The organism is Neobacillus sp. Fa239, assembly GCF_055395235.1.
In genome coordinates this window covers 2,694,097-2,714,401 of record NZ_AP041611.1, presented here as the reverse complement: position 1 = coordinate 2,714,401, position 20,305 = coordinate 2,694,097, and the positions used below count along the sequence as shown (strand labels likewise).

Annotated in this window: 19 protein-coding genes; 5 read left to right on the top strand and 14 right to left on the bottom strand. The window is 37.2% G+C overall.

Annotated elements, in window-relative coordinates; translation table 11 throughout:
• Positions 1–108 precede the first annotated feature (108 nt).
• From ACZ5XR_RS13045 to ACZ5XR_RS13025, 5 genes are all read right to left on the bottom strand, one after another.
• On the bottom strand, positions 109–1,260 hold the full coding sequence (locus tag ACZ5XR_RS13045) for an SLC13 family permease (RefSeq protein ID WP_464502060.1): 1,152 nt from the start codon (positions 1,258–1,260) through the stop codon (positions 109–111).
• A 333-nt stretch (positions 1,261–1,593) separates the two neighbouring features.
• Entirely contained in the window at positions 1,594–1,992 is a 399-nt protein-coding gene (locus ACZ5XR_RS13040; protein WP_464502059.1) for a VOC family protein, read from the bottom strand.
• 178 nt (positions 1,993–2,170) lie between these two features.
• Positions 2,171–2,878: an endonuclease/exonuclease/phosphatase family protein gene (locus tag ACZ5XR_RS13035; RefSeq protein ID WP_464502057.1), complete on the bottom strand. Its 708-nt coding sequence runs from the start codon at positions 2,876–2,878 to the stop codon at positions 2,171–2,173.
• A 203-nt stretch (positions 2,879–3,081) separates the two neighbouring features.
• Entirely contained in the window at positions 3,082–3,696 is a 615-nt protein-coding gene (locus ACZ5XR_RS13030) for a hypothetical protein (protein ID WP_464502056.1), read from the bottom strand.
• 198 nt (positions 3,697–3,894) lie between these two features.
• Positions 3,895–4,404: an RDD family protein gene (locus ACZ5XR_RS13025; protein WP_464502055.1), complete on the bottom strand. Its 510-nt coding sequence runs from the start codon at positions 4,402–4,404 to the stop codon at positions 3,895–3,897.
• Between the two features lie 246 nt (positions 4,405–4,650).
• Here ACZ5XR_RS13025 and ACZ5XR_RS13020 point away from each other — a divergent pair, with 246 nt between their 5' ends.
• Positions 4,651–5,115 carry a CoxG family protein gene (locus tag ACZ5XR_RS13020; protein ID WP_464502054.1) on the top strand — a complete coding sequence of 155 codons (465 nt, stop codon included), beginning with the start codon at positions 4,651–4,653 and terminating at the stop codon, positions 5,113–5,115.
• Positions 5,116–5,297: 182 nt separating this feature from the next.
• Here the strand turns inward: ACZ5XR_RS13020 and ACZ5XR_RS13015 are convergent, their stop codons facing one another.
• Complete coding sequence (locus ACZ5XR_RS13015) at positions 5,298–6,158, bottom strand: peptidylprolyl isomerase (protein WP_464502053.1); 861 nt, start codon at positions 6,156–6,158, stop codon at positions 5,298–5,300.
• A gap of 381 nt (positions 6,159–6,539) precedes the next feature.
• Here ACZ5XR_RS13015 and ACZ5XR_RS13010 point away from each other — a divergent pair, with 381 nt between their 5' ends.
• Positions 6,540–8,888, top strand: coding sequence for a transglycosylase domain-containing protein (locus tag ACZ5XR_RS13010; protein WP_464502052.1), 2,349 nt, complete (start codon positions 6,540–6,542; stop codon positions 8,886–8,888).
• A 189-nt stretch (positions 8,889–9,077) separates the two neighbouring features.
• Here the strand turns inward: ACZ5XR_RS13010 and ACZ5XR_RS13005 are convergent, their stop codons facing one another.
• The 4 genes from ACZ5XR_RS13005 to ACZ5XR_RS12990 form a co-directional block, all read right to left on the bottom strand.
• Positions 9,078–10,112 (bottom strand): alpha/beta fold hydrolase, encoded by a 1,035-nt coding sequence (locus ACZ5XR_RS13005; RefSeq protein ID WP_464502051.1) that lies wholly within the window; start codon positions 10,110–10,112, stop codon positions 9,078–9,080.
• A 539-nt stretch (positions 10,113–10,651) separates the two neighbouring features.
• Entirely contained in the window at positions 10,652–11,221 is a 570-nt protein-coding gene (locus tag ACZ5XR_RS13000; protein ID WP_464502050.1) for a dihydrofolate reductase family protein, read from the bottom strand.
• Between the two features lie 195 nt (positions 11,222–11,416).
• On the bottom strand, positions 11,417–11,752 hold the full coding sequence (locus ACZ5XR_RS12995) for a hypothetical protein (protein WP_464502049.1): 336 nt from the start codon (positions 11,750–11,752) through the stop codon (positions 11,417–11,419).
• A 407-nt stretch (positions 11,753–12,159) separates the two neighbouring features.
• Complete coding sequence (locus ACZ5XR_RS12990; protein ID WP_464502048.1) at positions 12,160–13,023, bottom strand: right-handed parallel beta-helix repeat-containing protein; 864 nt, start codon at positions 13,021–13,023, stop codon at positions 12,160–12,162.
• 68 nt (positions 13,024–13,091) lie between these two features.
• Between ACZ5XR_RS12990 and ACZ5XR_RS12985 the strand changes: the two genes are divergently transcribed.
• On the top strand, positions 13,092–13,223 hold the full coding sequence (locus tag ACZ5XR_RS12985) for a hypothetical protein (protein ID WP_464502047.1): 132 nt from the start codon (positions 13,092–13,094) through the stop codon (positions 13,221–13,223).
• Positions 13,224–13,335: 112 nt separating this feature from the next.
• Here ACZ5XR_RS12985 and ACZ5XR_RS12980 read toward each other — a convergent pair whose 3' ends face one another.
• The 4 genes from ACZ5XR_RS12980 to ACZ5XR_RS12965 form a co-directional block, all read right to left on the bottom strand.
• On the bottom strand, positions 13,336–13,716 hold the full coding sequence (locus tag ACZ5XR_RS12980; RefSeq protein WP_464502046.1) for a PaaI family thioesterase: 381 nt from the start codon (positions 13,714–13,716) through the stop codon (positions 13,336–13,338).
• Between the two features lie 835 nt (positions 13,717–14,551).
• Entirely contained in the window at positions 14,552–14,899 is a 348-nt protein-coding gene (locus ACZ5XR_RS12975; protein WP_464502045.1) for a hypothetical protein, read from the bottom strand.
• Positions 14,900–14,943: 44 nt separating this feature from the next.
• Entirely contained in the window at positions 14,944–15,936 is a 993-nt protein-coding gene (locus ACZ5XR_RS12970; protein ID WP_464502044.1) for a DUF3231 family protein, read from the bottom strand.
• A gap of 622 nt (positions 15,937–16,558) precedes the next feature.
• Positions 16,559–17,884 carry a benzoate/H(+) symporter BenE family transporter gene (locus ACZ5XR_RS12965; RefSeq protein WP_464502043.1) on the bottom strand — a complete coding sequence of 442 codons (1,326 nt, stop codon included), beginning with the start codon at positions 17,882–17,884 and terminating at the stop codon, positions 16,559–16,561.
• 97 nt (positions 17,885–17,981) lie between these two features.
• Between ACZ5XR_RS12965 and ACZ5XR_RS12960 the strand changes: the two genes are divergently transcribed.
• Positions 17,982–18,557: a helix-turn-helix domain-containing protein gene (locus ACZ5XR_RS12960; protein WP_464502042.1), complete on the top strand. Its 576-nt coding sequence runs from the start codon at positions 17,982–17,984 to the stop codon at positions 18,555–18,557.
• 730 nt (positions 18,558–19,287) lie between these two features.
• On the top strand, positions 19,288–20,274 hold the full coding sequence (locus ACZ5XR_RS12955; RefSeq protein WP_464502041.1) for a DUF3231 family protein: 987 nt from the start codon (positions 19,288–19,290) through the stop codon (positions 20,272–20,274).
• The last annotated feature ends 31 nt before the right edge of the window (positions 20,275–20,305 follow it).

The window sequence follows — 20,305 nt, the reverse complement described above, 5'->3', positions numbered from 1 at the left end:
AATGCACAAAACCTAAAATAAAAAACCCAATTTCTCAGTATTAAAATTTGAGAAATTGGGTTTTTTATATTGGTAGGACCCAAAGTTAATTAAACCTATTACTTTGTATTAAAAGAAATTTTGATATTTCATCGTAAAATAATAAACAAGAGTTAAAAGAGCTAAAATCGAAAAGTTATAAAAGCTAAACCTTATAAGGTACATCTTACTTTTTTGTGGATCTCTCTTAATAAAAAGTTTAAATGAAATTACACTTGCGAGGGAAGCAACAATCGTACCAAGTCCACCTAAATTCACACCTACTAATAAAGGCTGCCAATTTACGGAGAATTTTGATAAAAAGATCGCAGCTGGTACATTGCTTATCAGTTGGCTTAAAATTATGGAACTGAAAAAGATTGATGTGGGACTTTTGAGATTTTCGCTGGCAAAAGTGTGTACTACCTTTAATTCCGATATGTTTCCTATAAATATAAAAAAACATATAAAAGTAATAAGCAATAAATAATCAATTTTCTTCAATAATTTTATATCAAGTATACATGCGGTTCCCATTGCGATGATGAACGCAAGTTTGTAGCTTAAAACCCCTAGTATGGATGCAGATATGATGCCAAATAGTATTCCCCATACTGTTGCCTTTTTTTTATTTTTTATCGGAATATACGGAAGTTCCATTTCCAATGTTTTACTATTCAACCTTTGATTAAGAAAGAATAACAGAACAATTCCAAGAACCACTAATAGAAGAATTGTTGTAAAAAATTGTATAGGCTTTATTCCGTAGTTAGTAAATATGAAAAGATTTTGAGGATTTCCCATTGGAGTTAGGCTGCTTCCGATGTTAGCCGCAATTGTCTCTAGTATAATAGTATCTAACATAGAAGTTTGTATAATCTTACTAATTATAAGTGTTAATGGTACAAATGTTAGTAATGCCACATCATTCGTTACAAGCATGGAACTAAAAAAGCATAATAAAATTAAGATTGTTGAAACACTTTTACTATTATGACATTTACTCAGTATAGCAATGGCAAACTTATCCAATAGTTTAAGATCTTCCAAAGCCTTAACTACGAGCAAAAGATTAAATAAACTGACTAATACTTTAAAATTTATATATTCTAGTTTTGGTGTATGGAATAAACAGCTTACGATTGCTAACAAGAGTGATATGGTAAATACAATGTCTTTTTTTAAAATTCCAAATTTCAATTTCACTTTTTTTTCGTTTTCCACATGTATATATTCTTCCATCAATCCCCCTCCAGTACCATCTATTCTACTACACACCTCTTTTTTTTGCATTTGAAATTTAAATGCACCTAAAAAATGCCATAATCTCCATGAAATTATGGCACTTTTTCGTATTGGGGGTAATGAATTGTCTTGACTTGATGGCCATGGGGGAGCGTCAAGGAATGCAGTTTCCTGGCACTACCCCAAATAAGTTCAATGCTTTACATTATCCATTTTTATTTAGTAAGCATTACAGAAACAAACAGGCCATTTTTGGGGTAGACCATTACTACATAAGCCTTCTTAAGGATAATCCCGTAGTTTTATATTTAATGAAAACACTTAAGACTTTCAAGAAGGAAGATTTAGTTGCCACGATACTCCAAACCGATCATTTAGCCAGCCAAACCTCTGACTAAAACCATAATTCCCAATTGGCATAAGTGCTTGTCCACCCTGGATAAGTTTCTGATAAAGGTTGTTAATTTCTCCTTCAGTTTCACAAGTAACAAAAATTGAAAATGAAGGAGTAAAGGAAAATTGATGCTTCACATTACTGTCAATGCACATAAATTCTTGCCCTTTTAAGGAAAAAGTAGCCTGCATAACAGTTCCTTCGTCTCCAGCTTCATTCGCTCCATAACGAACAATACTTGTAATTTCTGAATCGTCAATGAATGAAATGTAATGATTCATCGCTTCTTCTGCTTTACCATCTTGAAACATTAAGAATGGTGTAACTTTTTCCATTAAACAACATCTCCTTTAGTCAATTGAAGACCTTTTTCAAAGTATCCATTTAAGTCGTACTTTAAGTTAAATGTAATATCAGATATCATTCCTAATAAAAAAGAAAATAGAGCAGTAGAATAGATTGCCTGTTTCTTACTGTGTTTTTGAACAAAGTAAGCTGCTGCATTAAAAATAATTACAGAATTTCCATGTATATTGGAGTATGGTCACTTAACTTAATCCATTCTTCGAAGGACCCTACCTCAATAATGCTTAATTGTTTTAGGATAGTCTCGGATGCAAAAACATAATCAATGTGAAATGGCATATCTTTGTCCTTTCTAAAATAGTGTGTTGGTTTAGTTTCTTCGCCATGTTCTTCATTAAAATAGGTATGGTAAGCACTCACTATACCAAAGCTTTTAAGCAACTCCACAACTTCTGAATGTGTCCCAACTCTTTTGATACAATCAAATATCTTATTACTGTTCCAATCACCTGCGATAATACAGGGGGCATTAAGCAAACATTTATAGTAATTTAACGCTAAATAAATTTGACCTATGTAACTATAATATTGTTTTTTTGTATTTTGTGCCCAAATTGCAAACAATATGAAATTTTGATCACCTGAGACTACCAAAGGAATTATATAACGGAAATCCTTGTTGTAAGAGGGATGAATATCAATTTGAAACTTATTGTTTAATGTAATTATTCCAATTCCTTTATTTAAATTATCTCCAAACCATTGAAACTGATTGATAGATTGTAGATTTTTACTTTTGCCCCATTTTTCTGGAGCTTCACACTCTGGAATGACTAAAATATCAGCTATATAAGGGAGTATTTCTTCAATTTTATCCCTGAATCGCATTGCTGCAATCCATGTAACAAGTTTCATTTATTGAGACCCCCATCTTAATAATCTTTTGCTCTGGATTCTTTTACTATTCAACATAAAACAGCGTTTCTCCTTTTTGAAGAAACGCCCCCTTTTGTTGAATATATTGAATAACAACCACCGAGTAGGGTATTGAAATCGTAAAAAGCGACTGCAACGTAGCAATCGCCTTTTTAATTCACTTAAACGATAGAACAAACAAGTTATGGGTTGGTTGGATTGTTGGCTTTGATTTTAGAAGCAGTAAAAATGATAAAATTTGTATCCATGGTACCGCCGACAAAGAAAGATACATCACTTCGTAAGTTACTCGTTTTGAGTTCATATAGGACTACCCCTGAGGGAGAGGCCTCAGCTAAAGGTGTCTTATCTAAAAATGAAAAACCAGTTGTTGTAGCTGAAATAAATTCTACTAATGGAGGGATATTATCGATCGTGCTAAATATTTCAGTTCCATTGCGGAAGATAGAATATTGTATAAATAAAGTAAAATCATTAGGATTTATGGATTGAATAGTTGCATGTAACAAGACGCGATCACTCGGATCATCTATATGCAAAGTGGCTGTCCCTATAGTAATAGGTGACAATCCAATAGGTATATTAACGAAATCAGTTCCCGGTAATACACTTCCATCAAATTCTGTAAGCAATCCCTGTTCACCGTTAACTGGTGTAGGTGAAATGTTAATTACGGGATTGACGTTAATTGTTGGGTTAAAAGTATTCTTATTCGTATTTTCAATGGGACAACAACATGGATCCTTATCGCAACGTGGACAATTTTTTGAATCAGACATTTTTTTACTATCAAGCAATCACATGCATCTCCTTTCTTTTAAATACTATATTATATAGACATGTTGTCCTTCCTGCTTGTATTCTTGTGACACAGCGAGCAATAATTCACAAAAGGATAAAAGATAGTTGTCCATTCAAGAAGGCGGACAAGAGTCCTATCCATTGAAATGGATAGGACTCTTGTCCGCGTTACCTAAATAAGCACCTTATTATAGTCAGCGCACTACTTCTGTTCCTGCTATCCAGTCATAAATATTTTTCCTTTTTTTATTTGTGAGTGGAATGATTAGATATAATAATATGACAAGATTGGCAGCATATAGAATCATATAAACAGTAAACTCAGAAACGTCCGTTGGAAGCATTAATCTCCATATACCGAAGTGAGCAGCCTCCCAAGGAAGAAACTTGATAGCTGTTCGAATAACTGAGCGGCCGATTCCAATTCGCTGACTAACACCGTCTACAACACGGATACCCATTTTTCGCTTTCCCCATGTTCCCTGCCATTTAGAGGACTCACATAAAATGAAATAAAGAGAAACTGGCAACGTCAACATAAAAAAACCTGTTAATTCAGCTTTTTCTGGGGAACTTGTAAATAAGGGGTTTAAAATTGGTCGAAATGCAAAAGAAATGCAACCAATAAAAATACCATATATAACGATTACTAGATAATCTAATAAGAAAGCGTAAATACGGATTTTAAATGCCGCGTAAGACATAATTTGATCGGCTCCTCTATTTCCGTCTCATGTTCTCCCAAAAAACATCGCCTCACCCATAAATATTTATATTCAGGACGGCAAATTACTGAACTATTCCGCTCCCCCATTATCAATTCTTTATGAAGTTGATAGGCTTTGAAAAAACGAGTTCAAATGTTAATTAATCCCTCACTTTCCCTTTATAACCATCTAACATATAAATATATGAAGGTCTTATAATTGAAATGGAAAGAAGGAAAATGAATGCCAAGCGGGATGTATCAAGTTGAGGTAAATTTACCAATCAATGAGGTTTGGAATTTTGTTAAGGATATGGATAACTGGGCGCCGCTTATTCCTGGATATATTCAACATCGTAAATTTACAAACCGTCAATCTACGTGGGAATTTTATAGTATCATCGGATTCATAAAGAAAAAGATTAGCCTGATGGTAACTATAAAGGAATGGATTGCACCGACAAAGGTTACTTTTAATTTAAAAGGGGTAAATGATAATTTTTCAGGCGAAGGATATTTCTTTGCAGAAAAAATAGATCAAAATAAGACGAGGATGACATTTTCTCTTGAGATTACTGCTGGAGGTGCAATGGGAGAGATTGTTAATAAGTATTTAAAATCTTACCTTCCCAAAGTAACGGAAGAAATGGCAAAGGCCATCTCTAAAAAATTGGAAGAGCTTCATAGGATACGACGTAGAAAAACCTAATATAGGTGTTTCTTTTTTTTGATGACAGGATTATTCCTGCCGTTTTTCTCCGACACCTGGTATTTCTTCAAGACCTTCTTAGTGGAATTTCCTAGGCATTGGATCAATTCATTCAGAAGTGATCAAACTTGTAACTCCCCTTTTTTTACGAAGCCCCGCAAAGGTTTTTGCAGGGCTTTTTATCATTGACTTGTTAAAGCAGAGAAATCCGAGGCTTTTTTCAGGTCTTTATCGGAAATGGTCACCTTTGCTTTTTTAAACTCAGCTGTTAACACTTTCTGCATCATGTCACTTGTTACTTTCGATTGTTTCACTTGGTCAGTGAGCGTGCTTTTCATTTTATTGAATGATTCTTTTGGTTTAATGCCAGTGACTTGGATGATATGATATCCATATTGCGTTTTTACCGGGGCACTTATTTGATTTAATTTTAGGGCAAATGCAGCTTTTTCAAAGTCCGGGTCCATCACGCCTGTTCCGAACCAACCAAGATCGCCGCCTTTTGATGCGCTTCCTGTATCTTGCGAATATTGTTTTGCCAAATCTTCGAACTTCGTACCCGCCTTCAATTTTGCCTCAATTTCATTGGCAGTCTTTTCATCGTTTACTAGGATATGACGAGCTTGAATATCGGGTTTATAGGCAGCATATGCAGCCTGAAGTTCTTTGTCGGTCACTTTAATCGTTTTAAACACAGCTTTTTGCTCTAGAAGATTGAGTTCTGTCGCATTTCGAAAGTCATTTTCATCTTGGTATCCATATTGCTGGAGACTAGAAAGAAATTGGTCTCCTAGCTGATCCTTTGCTTTTTTCACTTGAGCATCGATGTCTGATTTGGAAACCTTATATTCACTTGACAGCACTTTTTCTACAGCAAGCTCCTGGAGAGTCTGCGCTCCGTATTTTGTTTTCATTGCTTGATATAATTCATCCTGAGAAATATTTCCTGCACTGGATTTCATGACCACGCTATTACTCGTATTACTGCATGCAGATAACGCGAACGCGCTGATCATACATCCTGCTAGAACCCATTTTTTCATTTCTTCACTCCTACTTTTGTCTATTACTTCCCCAATGCTAAAGGATAAATATGAACAAATTATTATCGAATAAGGAATAGATTAATAAATATAAGAAAAAAAATGAAAATTGCTTTCTCCCATTGATTAAGATGGAAACGCCGTCATCCATTGGACTATCAGTGAAAAGAAAAGAAGATATTCGCCTAGTGGTAAAACGTTGATAAACCGTAATTTCTTGCACTATCTGAAAAATTGAACGAAACACTAAGAGGAAATGGTAATTAGAGGAGCGACCGTTTTGGATGCTATTTTTTATTAGCCAAGAAAAAGACATAGTGATAGAATAGTATCTTAATAAAATATCTCGATGCATCGTTAGCATGGTAGGAGAGTGAAAAAATGGCAGAAAAATTCGATTCAAGGCAAGAACGAAAGCAATCAGAAAAAAGAAAGGAACAAAAAAATAAAAATCCTTTAAAAATGATTTTAATGGCTTGCCTGCTGCTTTTGGTCATTTCGGTAGGAGCCGGTTCCGTCACATTTGCCGCCATGGTCAAGGACGCACCTCCCATCGACCCTGCCAAACTGGCAAATCCGCTTCCAGTGAAATTTTATGATAAAAACGGAAAATTAATCTATGAATACGGGGAACAGATCCGTACTGATATTACGTACAGTCAGCTTCCTAAACAATTGGAAAATGCTTTTATAGCCACAGAAGATGCCAACTTTTATCAACACGGCGGGGTGGACATCCGGCATACGATAGAAGCCGCGTTCGCCAATATAACCGGGGGATTCGGCTCCGAGGGCGGAAGCACGATTACCCAGCAGCTCGTGAAAAACACCTTGTTGACTTCTCAGAAAACCATCAATCGAAAAGTGCAGGAATGGTATCTCGCCGATGAAATGGAAAAAAAGTTTTCCAAACAACAGATTTTAACGATGTACTTAAATAAAATCTATCTTGGCAATGGAGCCTATGGTGTGGCGGCTGCCGCCCAAAACTATTACGGGGTGGATGCGGATCACCTAAGTCAATTGACGCTTCCTGAAATGGCGATGCTTGCCGGGCTTCCGCAAGGACCGAGCCGGTTCGACCCGACCCAATCAGGAAACGTAAAAGCAGCCACCGAACGCCGAAATACGGTTTTGAATCGCATGTATAAACAGGGCTACATTACAAAACAGCAAATGCAGGTTGCGATGAACGTCTCTGTGACAAAAGGACTCGTATCGCAAACCAAACATTCGATGCCTTTTCAAAGCTTTTTAGATGCGGCGGCAAAAGAAGTGGAATCAAAGCTTCCCAATTTGGACCTTGGTACGTCCGGATTATCGATCTATACGACACTGGATCCAAAAGCGCAAGAATACGCAGACAAAATGATGAACACAAATCAGGTGATTGCTTACCCGAACGCGAGATTCCAGGGAGCCTTTGTGTTCCTGGATACACATACCGGGGAGGTTCGGGCAATCGGCAGCGGACGAAATCAATACAAGACAACCTTTATGGGTAACAATTTGGCAATTAGTCTTAAACGTCAGCCGGGTTCCACGTTTAAGCCGATTTTTGATTATGGTCCGGCGATTGAAAACCTGAAATGGTCAACTGGTCACCAACTGAATGACGTGCCGACAACCTATTCCAATGGGCAAACGATTCAAAACTGGGATCACGCATCTCACGGATGGCTATCGATTCGAACGGCACTCCAGGAGTCCTATAATATCCCTGCCCTTCTCACGCTAAGAAGTGTAGGGTTGGATCGTGCACAGGACTTTGCCGAAAAACTCGGCATCACGTTCCCGCAAAATCAGGTCTATGAATCCTATGCGATTGGAAGCAACACGGTGAATCCGCTTGAGATGGCAGGAGCCTATAGTGCTTTTGGAAATAGCGGAATTTATAACCAGCCGACGTTTGTCGACAAAGTGGTTTATCCGGACGGCGAATCGGTTAACTTTAACCCGCAGTCCAAACAGGTGATGCATGAATACACCGCCTATTTGATGACCGATATGATGCGTTCAGTCGTCCATTCCGGGACAGGTATGACGGCAAATGTCCCGTGGCTGGATGTGGCTGGAAAAACGGGAACAACCAATTTTGATGCCAGCACAATGGCACGTTACGGCTATCCATACGGTGCGACCAATGATAGCTGGTTTGCTGGGTTTACCCCGCAGTATACAATGGCGGTCTGGACCGGTTATCCAGAGAATGGTCCGGGGAATTATCTGGATGAAAGTGAAACGAAAATCGCCCAGCTTATGTTTAAAGATATGATGGAGAATTTCGGAACAGATACATCAAAATTTACGAAACCGGATGACGTCTATCAAACGGGAAATGAATGGTATGTGGATGGCGGTGAATCAGCGGTCGTTCCGAAAACGCCGCAAATTTCTCAAGGAGATTCGAGCGGTTCTGGGAGCGGCAACTCGAATGCAAAAACGAATGTCAACGGCTCTGGCAATACAGGTCAAAATGATAATTCAAATGCCAATAATAATACGAATCAAATAGATAATTCAAATACGAATGTAAATACAACCAATGGTTCTGGAACGACAAATTCGAATGGGAATGTACCTGGAAATACAAATCCTAGTACAAATTCTACTGTTCCTGCCAATCCAACACCGGCGCCTACGCCTACGCCGGCACCGACACAAAATACAAATACAAATACAAATACAAACAAACCTGGGAATACTAGTCCGAATGGACCGGGTAAATAGGGATAAATCCAAACAATGCAGCTCAAAAAAGCTGCATTGTTTTTGTTATTGGCAAAAAAAATATGATCTGGAGGGTGAATGAACAGGAAAAGCTTACGTTGAATATTTTTTATTTTATATAGACTCTTCTTTAGATGATGGTAAATTGGCTGCTTTTCCAATTTCCGAATTTCTGATACCCATTAATAATTAATATTTAGGTGATATTAGTGGAAGCACCCTTTCAGTAAGTTCTCCAAGAAACTGATTAGGTTGAGCAAAACAGGCTAAATGACCTGCATTTTTGATTGTAACAAATTCCTTGTAAGGTGCTGATATTTCATCAAAATAGTCTTTTGCTAATTCGATTGGAGTTATAATATCTGTATCTCCTTGAAAAATAAAGATTGGTAATTCAAAACTTTTTCCTATTTTATTAAAGTCAAAGGGAACTAAATCTTTGTAAAGGTGATCAAGGGAAAATGACATACCTTTTAAATAATCAACTATATCATGTACTTTATGGTCAGGGGAAGAAACTAATGATGGCAATATTAAATCCGTAATCATATTAGGAACACCTCTAATAGCTTTGACCAGAAACCGGTTCCTTTTTTCATAATCTTTTCGGGTCCAATCAGAAGGATTTGATCCCATCTTTTCAACCAATTTAATACCTTTTGAGACCCCCCCTTTTTTAAGGGCATCCAGTGTTAATATATGTAAACGACCTTTAAGATCTGGGGCATTCTGGTCAGTGCTTACATATGCCCAAAAAAGGTCTGGTCTTTGTTTTGCCATCTTTAAACCAATCAAACTACCAACAGAGCTTCCAATCAAGATCACCTTTGGTTGACCTACTATTTTACACAAGTATTCTGTCACTTCAATCCCATCTTGAGTAAGTCTTTCGAATGTGATTTCTCCACAAGCTTCTTTACCATTTTTCCGAAAAGTCTTTCCAGCACCTCGTTGATCCCACTGTACAACTGTAAAGAATTTCTCCCACGAACGCAACAAAGGGTTGAAAATGGAATAGGTACTACCGGGCCCCCCGTGAACAAATAACAGGATTGGATTATTATAATCCTCACCTCGTATCGTTATCCATTGTTCTATACCTCCGATTTCTACGTAACAACTTTCAACAATTTTATTTGGATTGTCAATTTGAATGATATTTTCTTTCTTTTTACGGTTTTTCCCTCGCATAACTAGATCTTTCAAGAGATTATATGAGCCCATAACTCACCTCTTTTTCATTTATTGTACTTACCATTAATACGGAAAACCTTAATTAAAATTATGATGAGCTCCTTTTCCTTATTACCTTTATAGTTATCTGACCCTTATGTGGATTAAGAAAACAAGGCTGCTACAGCAGTCTTATCCATTATTGAGTAACCCGTGATATTTAAAATTAGCGGAGATATTTCGGTTAAATTCAGAATGGAGCTCTTTTCGGGGGAAATAAAGGGAGGATTTCCGGTTATGCAAAGTAAAATCCCCCATTTTCATGTTTTTTGAGTCAATAGGCGGAATCTCTCCGTCTATTTATGCTATTTTCAGTGCTATTTCCAAATTAAGAGAGATTTCTCCGCTTATTTGTCAAACCCGGTGCTTAAACTGCCTCCCACCGATAAGAGCGGACCGACACGGACCACAACCATTATTTTACAAGGCTATGTTAATTCTTAATGTTGATTTTCAGCCAAAACAATAACCGCCCCGTTAAGGGCGGTTTATTAAGCAATCATTCTCCGTTAGCAGAACACCTTGTACGACTATTTCTCCAACTCATAGCGGGCCGCTATAATGCCCGACTTGAACGTTCGGCTGGACAGCAGCTTAAGCCTGATTTTCTCGCCGTCGCCCTCGAATACCGATTTTCCACCGCCCAGGACGACTGGACAAATTGTAAGCAGGAATTCGTCGATCAGGCCGAGCTTAAGCAGCGTCTTCGCCGCTCCCGGGCTGCCGAAGATAACGAGATTTTTGCCGGGCTGCTCTTTGAGTACCTTAATTTCCTCTGCGATATTGTCCTTGATCAGCATCGTATTGTTCCATTCCACCTTGTCCATCGTGCCGGAAATGACGATCTTCTTAACATCCTGCAGCCATTTGGCATGCTCTATTTCGTGCCTCGACGCATTCGGATCGTCCAGCACTGTTGGCCAGTAACTCTCCATCATGCGATACGTCGTCCGTCCGTAAACGGGAGCTCCGACTTCGGCTACGACCTCCTCAGCATATTTCTCAAATTCCTCATTGTACGGAATCCACCCGAGTCCTCCGTTCGAATCCGACGCATACCCGTCCAGCGACACATGCATGAACAATACGAGTTTTCTCATGTCCATTTCTCCTCCGATTTCAAATTTAATTTGTTCGATTTTTTTTGCCGTTGGCCCGCGTTTCATCCTGCTGTTACGTTCATTATAAATCATTATGTTACGTAAGGTACAAGTGGAAATCTGAATTTTTTTTAGGACAACATTGTTGCGCAAAACTGACCCGTTAGTTCAATAAGGAGGGGCATCTTTTAAAGCTTATTCGGACCACTTTTCCTCATCAAAAACCCATTTATTTTTATGTAAGTCAAAGGATTTAACGTCATCGTGGAAACCAAAATAGGCAGGTAACTTAACGGTTTGTCCGTTTGCCTTACTCCAACAGGTAACAAACAATTCCATAACAGCTTGTGTTTCAGCTTTGGTTATTTCTTCATCATTCTGTTCGTAAAACTCCCAGAACTCGTCTGATTCGTCATCAGAAAGGTTGTAGTATTCTATATCTCCAAGCAATTCGTAATTACCAGCAAAAATACTGTTATCGTTCCCTTCATAAAAAACTTCATTTGCTTCTCTGTCAATAGAAAACATCATAAAGGAAAGGTCGAATCGTTTCTTGTATATTTTTAACCAAAATATCAGAGTTCTTTTGAAGATTCTCTTTTAACGAATGAATATCATTTTCTTTTGTGAACACTTTATCCCCCCATCCTTCAATAAGTATCTTTTCATTTACTATCAAACATTGAATATAAAAGATTATACTCGTTATTGCACAAACCTGCCCACGTTACTTGAAGAAGACAAAAGCGACCTTCGTTATTGAAGTATCGCACCCGTTTGTTTAAGTACAATATTTCACAAACTTTTTTGTAGTAAGAAAAAAAGAACTTCATGCTAAAGAGTTCATACATGGGAAATCTGACCTTTTAGAAGGTTAAACCTTGTCCAAAAAGACCGCTCTAAAACGTTAGAACGGTCTTTCCTTATATGTTCAAATTTCAACTACTGCTCTCGTGAACACTTTCATCATGATGTTGACGTTGGTGAAGACGGGAATGATCTGAACTTGATTTATTAACAATTGGGGATACACCAATTGTCTCTGGAAGACTGTTTCTTCTGATAATACTTTGTATAATTGTAAAGGTACCTGGAGGTGTATTCGCTATACCCCCGCCACTCGTAGCGGTGTTGAATTCGATCAATGTTCTTAGAATGGTAGCTGTCCCATCACTTGCAATAGCCCCACCAACTCCATTCGGAGCACTGTTTCTATCAAGCGTTGTCTGTATAATAGTAAGTCTCCCATCATTTACGATAGCTCCACCATTACCAGACGTAGCAATGTTGTTACTGAACCTACTTTCTGAAATATCCACTCTAGTAGCAAGTGGAAAAGAATTACTTAAAGCACCGCCAGAAGTAGCGGTGTTGCCAGTGAACGAACTCCTAAGAATATTAACTCTACCAGAATTTTGATTTGCTATAGCCCCGCCGGTAGTAGAAGATTTGTTGTTTAAGAACGTACAATTTACCACACCCAATCTGGCACCATTATTAAGGATCGCCCCTCCACCTGCACCTGTGATATCATTACCATTTTCCAAGGTTAGGCGAACGATTCTTACTGTTGTATTTGCTCCGCTAATATTAAAGATACGTGTAGTACTACCGCTGATTGTGATTGTCAGACCAGGTCGTCCAAATATACTTATTGTTTTATTAATATCGATCGGATTGATTAAAGTTATGGTACCAGAAACAGCAATGAGAATATCGTCACCTGGATTTGCTGTATCAACAGCATTACGAAGTGAACCTGAACCGCTATCATTTGTATTAGTGACTCTAATTTCTGACATATTGTTCTTCTCCTAATTTTTTAATCAAGGACGTGTCCTAATTTATTCTATTCAAGGAGAAGCTAATTGTGACAATCTTTGACATTACCTCTTATGAAATGACTTTTTTATTCAAAGTGGATTCTGCCTATTTGCAATTCCGTCTTCAACCAACCTGCCAGTTAGCACCAGAAGAAAGCCGCCAAAATTGGCAGCTGTGATCTCCAACTCAAGCACCCGTTAGCAGAAATAGCCCCTGTCCTGCTCTTTTTAATGTTTAGCGGGTGTATTTATCCTCGAAACGATAAAAGCCCTCTTGGGATTCTTGTGGGCTTACTTTAGGTTTGTGCGAAATAGGATTGCTTTAGATTTAGCTACAATTTCTTGTTTATCGTTATAAATCGAACACTCCGTATGAATTAAAGTTTTGCCCTGTTTTTCAATTTTGGCATTTGCCATCAAGTATGTACCAGTAGCGGGTTTCAAAAAAGAAACATTTAAATCAACGGTTACAGCTTGTTGTATACCATCTTCATTTGCTGGTAACAAGTTTGATACGGCTACATCAGCCAATGAAGAAATGATACCACCATGTATAACCCCTGCACTATTAATGAATAGGTCCTGAACTGGCAATATAATTTGCAAATTATTATCATCAAGCTTTTTGTATTTCAAACCTAAAAATTCGTCAAATGGCTGTTTTATAAACATCTCATACACCTCTTATATATTTAATTTACCGCTACTTTACATATTCTTTTAAGTTCTTAAACAATCCTGCCTCCGTTACTTGAATAAGAAAAACGATCCTTCTTACTGAAGAATCGCCCCCATTAATTGAATAATATCTCTGTCTGAGTCAACGGTATAAGGTGGTCTTCCTGATCAACCTTAATAAATGTACTTTTTTTGTACAAGATAAATATAACTGATAGCTATCATTGGGTCATTGCTTAAGGTTCTTTATAGTTGATGATGAAATGGAAGAAATAAGCGAAGCTTAAAGGGGTTTGCTTGAATGATATTAGTCTTTTATCTTGTGTTGAATGTGATTTCCATATTTCTATTTGTAAAAAAAAGAAATATTTGCATATTCTAGAAATCATGATTTATTGGATGATGGCAACTTATCTTTATCAAACCTTATGAATTATCACATTTCATTAACCGCATTGTTCTTTTTCCAAACCTAATGGTTACTTATCTAAATTTTTTTCTATTATCAATTTGTTACAGTTTTTAACACACTTTTATCCTGCACTTTATTCATTTTCATATTCGCCCCATTCCATTTATTTATAATAGTACTTAATTACCTCCAAAACTCTTTTTCAAATAACAATTTTGTATGGCACAGCCATAATCCTTCTTCAACTATCCTGCATCGTTAGCTGAATAACAAAAAAGGATTGCAACTGCAATCCTTCTTGAACTCAAGCACCAATTAGTTTAAGTGGAATTTTTCACAAACTTACTTTCTGGGAATAGAAGAGAATATTATTATTTATTTTGAAGAAAATCAAGGAACACTGATAAATGTTCATTTTTAATCCTCTTTACGGAAATAGAATCCACTTCTTAATAATCTTTTTAGCAGTAACCCTATAAGAACCCCAGGAATCACACATAACATAGGAAACCACACATTCCCCAACAATATTCCAAATAATTGTACTTTTGTAGAATACATAAGCCATTGATAATCAGCTTGTTCAATCGCTTTTTTTATGTCTCCCTGAAAACTTGAAATACTTATTGTGTTAAAATTACCTTGAACATTAATGAGAAATTCTAAAAACACAAACACATTACCTTTTATTGGTTTACCATTAATAAATTGACCGAATCCTGGGAGTGCAATACTCCATAACAACGCTTCTTTACTATTAGCCACATTGTTTTATTCCTTTTCAAAATTCTTTTGTAATTCGAAGTTGTTCAATCAGGAATACTTCTGTCATTAGCATACGGTGGCTTTTCAATCCAACCTTTCTTTATCATTAATTTACCGAAACGACCGTAAACCAACAAATCTCTCGCTATTGATTTTTCACAATCAAAAGTAATATCTGCCCTCATATTCGTAGTAGCAGCAGCACTATAATACGATATTGCTGAAGCAATAAATAAACCTGCGTGAAACATAAATAACCTATCAGAAAACGGTGAAATAGTTGAATCAGTAACCTCAGTGTCCAATGTATTTCCAGTGGTAAGGTCTTCGTTAATTAATAAATTTGTGAAGGTCCCAATATGGTCATTTAAAGCATCAATTAATTTTTCAAAAAAGTTCAAAACTTCTTTGTCCTTACATACCTGTTGACCAGCAAGAATAAAAGACTTCATTATTTTACTTTTTTCGAGATTATAGTAAACGTTTCCAGCCTCAATTGTGTTCATTGTTCTTCGTTTTCCAAACACATCAGTAACATAACTGAGTTCATTAATAAATTCTACTTTATCTGGTGTGGAATAAAACGGTGGCACTTCAAAATTGTTTTTGGAAACAAATACATCCATAGTCATATCATATAGGTTCATTGAATCTTGATTACATTGGTAATAAAAGTTCCGTAAGTCTTTACGAAGACATAAACTTATAGCTAGTCCATATTGTTGCAAACCCTGCATTGTCATTGACATTATATAAAATAAACCGTATTTATCCGTAAATAAAGACGGTGCCTCTAAGTTAACATCTGATTCAGAAAAACCTTCTGGAATTGGAAAGGTTTCTTTGTTGAAAAAATCTTTTAAAATTGCTATATGATTTTGCCCCATTTTTACAGCAGTTTTATAAATGTTTTGTATTTCTTTATCTTTAATAATATTTAACATATATTTATTTACACATAAAGACATTGTTTCATTAATATAATGAATCCAAATGTTTGAGATTTCTGACGAAGTTAGCCGTTGGTTTTTCTGCAATTTTGAAACCACCTTTTTCCATAGTTAAAATCTGTAAGGACTAGGTATATATTCTCCGTATTCTCATCGATTATGTGTATGTTCTTAAACTATCCTGCTCGTTAATTAAAGAAGCTAGTATAAATACTTTAGACATAATTTTCCTGAAAACATGCAAAAAACAGTGTGATTTCATATGAGAAACACACTGCTTTTATAACTGTTTTTATATTTGCTTTTTGCTATGCGGGTACCTCAAAAGAGAACGGCTTAATAGAAAACTACAGTTCTTTTTTTCATTTATAATCAATATTTACTAGTAAAGGGGTCCTGCCGACTAAACGCGGATATTATACGCTTATACATTATTTGGAAGGAGAAACCTTGATTTCCTTATGCTAAGCAAATTCAAACCTAAAAAAGCCGTTTCCTGTACGGTTCTAAGAATCGATTTTTTTATTTATCTAGGTACACTAACTCCCCCGATAGTTTAAGTGTAATGTTTCATAATTATAATTTCCCGGTTACTTTTATACTGATTGACCTTCCTATATTCTTCATCTATAAAGAGTTCATCGTGATTGTCAAATGTCAGATTCCTTTAGATAAGTGATTTGCGAACTTCGTCTGCACTTTTCTGGTATCATTTCATACCGGGAAAAGAATTGCTTTGATTATCAGCGCTAACCACTACCTGATCCATATGGTCAAATTCCCCAACTCGTTTCGTTTTTCCATATCTGGACTTCTCATCCTTCTCTTGTTCAGGTTTAGGGGCTTTTAGATCAGCCCGGTCCAGGAAAAAGGTAGCAAGGGTTCCCCCTACTAATCCCCAAAAAGGTGCCCCAATATGAAAAATGGATATCCCAGAGATCGTAATTAAAAATGAAAATAATGCACCAGTTTTAAAACGCCCTGAAAAACTCATCTTTAATGAGTCAATTAACACATTAATCATAGCCAGACCCCCAAGCATCTGAATCAATGACGAGGGAATCCGATAAGGCACCGAAGCCGCCATCGGGGCAAAAACAGCCACTAAGCAAGACAATACCCCCAACACAATCGCTGCTGTATATCGGCTTCCTTTTGTACCCGATTCTTTACTTGCTAAAAGTGCTGTCATTGGACCGGCAATGCATGCCGAATGTCCACCTAAAAATGAACTCAGAATGGACCCAATCCCGCTCCAACTTGTCATAGAGTTAATAGGAGGAAAATAGCCCTCACTTTCGAGCACCGCTATACCTTGGGCATTTTGGATAGCTATGACGGTTAACACTAACGGCAGAACAAGTTCTCCCATAACGGAAAATTGAAAGGACGGAAGAACGAAATGGGGAACAGCTATTGAAAATGTGATACCTTGAACATGCATTCCCGGTAACACTTCTAATAAAACAACCGCAGCAAGGATCGCTCCTAATATAGGAGGGAATTTTTTAGACAAACTTGTAAAATAGGAAAGAATCAGAAATACTAACAATGGAATCCCATTTAATAAAGGATTTCCAAGGACAGATTGAAACATGGCTGTTCCAAAAGGGAGAAGAACACCTGAAACCATTCCCATCATGACCGGCATAGGAAGTACTTTCATTAATTTATCAATCATGCCGGATAATCCTAATATAAAAATAACCACTCCAGTAATCAGATAGGCACCAATTACTTGACTAAATGAATGATGAGCTAAAGTAGCTCCCACAAGAATGGCGCCAGGTATTGAGAAAGCATAGCCAATTGGCTGACGGAAATAAAAAGAGAGAATGAGGGTTAACAATCCTCCAACCCCGTAAATCGCAAAAATCCAAGACGTTACAGCTGAAGCCGGGAGGTGTCCCTTGGCAGCCGCTTGTAAAACAATTAGTAATGGGCCAGTTGCCCCAAATAACCACCCGACAAATCCATTTGAAATACTTCCAATCGTTATTAAACGAGGAAATTCAACTATATTCTTCTTCCACAAATCAAATCCACCCCTCCATAATTTCAAAACTCACAGTATATTATGATATACTATTTGTATTCAAAAGTATAGGAAACTAATTTAGGAGGGGCCCACCATGAAGGGGTTAGAGGATGAACAAACTAAAAAGTTAATTCTTCAAATGGGAGGGATGCTCCGAAAAATCCGAAGCCAGCAAAAATTGAGCTTGGATGAACTCGCCGAGAAAACTGGCGTGAGCAAGCTAACTTTAGGCAAGATTGAAAGAGGAGAAACAAACCCTTCATTAGGGGTAGTCTGGAAAATAACGGAGGGACTGTCCATTCCATTATCAAGAATACTAGTAATGGATGACCAGATTGAACTTTCCCGCTGGGGAACGGGATTTACGATTTACGGTCCTGAAAAAAAGTGGAGAATAGAAACAGTGTTTCGCAGTACAAATGGCCCCACAGTGGAAATTTATCGTGCCTTTCTTCAGCCTAATGCTTCCTATTCTCCCGATCCACATCATGAAGGTGCTATGGAGTTCGTTACGGTTATGAGCGGAACAATAAACTTTCAATTAGAAGAGAGGGTCTATGATCTTAATCAATTTGATTCCATTAAGTTTGAGGCTGCCAGCAAGCATTCTTATCTAAATACCGCAGATAGAGAAGCCGTACTTCACATTGTAGTAAAATACTCTTCTTAACGCCTATTTTTTTAGGGGTAGCTGTCTAAGGAAGATTTTCTGCTACATTTTCTTTTGTGTATATCGCCTTAATATTCTAACCTTTTAAAATTGTAACGGTTTTCCATATCTGACATGATTATTTCAAGGATTAGTTTTATTGAAGAAATAGTTTTTGAATTATTGTTCCAATCATCAAATTACCGACGTCTTTATTGATTTATCAGGAGTTCAAAATGGACTAACGCCAGAAATAGCTTTATGGATGCAACTTATGCCAAATGCACTATGCCTAATGGGTGTAATTTTCCCTGTATCATCTGCTCTTTGTTTGGTGGTCCAGTTGATGAACGCATGATCTAATCGCTTCCCGATCACCCACCCTCTTTTAAGGCACGAGGTTTGATCTTAATCTATCCCCTTTCCTCAATTCTGATATTAAAGTATTTCTATACAGTTTCGTTCATATCAGTACATTTCTTCACTATCTTTTTTTCATTTGAAAAAAGTTGAATTACCTTCTTACAAATTTATTTCCTTGATTTAGTTCTATTACCTAAGATGTTGCCTCCGGAAGAAAATGATGTGCCAGCGGAGAAACACCATGGCGACTGACTTTGGTTAGATGCAAACTTTGTGACTAAAATACATAAAAACCAATAAAAAATAGAAGCCTAACAATTAAGTACATTTCTGTAAAACTCGTTGGTTATTAGCATGAATTAGATTTTAAAAATTATGGAGGATTGCAATGGAGAAAAAAATAGTTGCACTCGATGTATCGAATTTATGGGCTCCCTATATGAATAACACGATGGCTCTATGTGTAAACAAATATGCATTGCAAACTATTCAAGATCCAGAAATTAACGCTGTTTTTTGCAATGCTTTGAATATAGCAGAGAACATTGTTCAAAAAATTACCGTCATTTTCAATCAGGAACATTTTCCGATTCCCCAAGGATTTACAGAGGAAGATGTCCATTTAAACGCACCGCGATTGTTTTCAGATGAACTCTGGCTGTTCTATTTGCACCAAATGTCGATACACGGATTGACCGCTTATTCACTTGGAATCACCGCTTCCCGTAGGCGGGACGTTCGTCAATTCTATTTCGAAACATACAAGGAATCTTTTGAATTGTACGAAACTACGTTGGGCATGCTGCAATCGAAAGGCTTCATGGAACGTCCCCCCACTATAGCGCTTCCGGAAAAAATCGAATTCGCGGAAAAACAAAACTTTTTAGCCGGCTGGTTCGGGCACCAACGCCCATTGAATACAATAGAAATCTCTAGTCTTTATTTTAATTTGCAGAAAACCATCTTGACTAAATCCTTGGCTCTCGGTTTCGGCCAAACCGCCAAAATAAAAGAGGTTCGCCGGTTCATGGAGGAAGTGGTACAAGTGGCAGCTGAACATATTGAAATTTTTACTACCATCCTTCATGAAGACTTCATCAGTTCTGCGATAACATGGGACACCTATGTTACAGATTCTCAGATTGCGCCATTTTCGGATAAGTTGATGATTTTCCATTGCGCATTTTTAATTCAAGCTGCGATGGCTTATTATGGAACCGCCTTATCCGGCGCCATGAGGCGCGACCTCGGGCTCAAATATTCGTCTGCCATCGCAAGGGATGTCAAGCTTGCGGAAGACTGCGCAAATATCCTGATTGCCAATGGATGGTTTGAGGAACCTCCAAGTTCCGTTGATCGACGAGAATTATCTTAGTGAAACTTCACCATAACTGCGATTTTAAGAA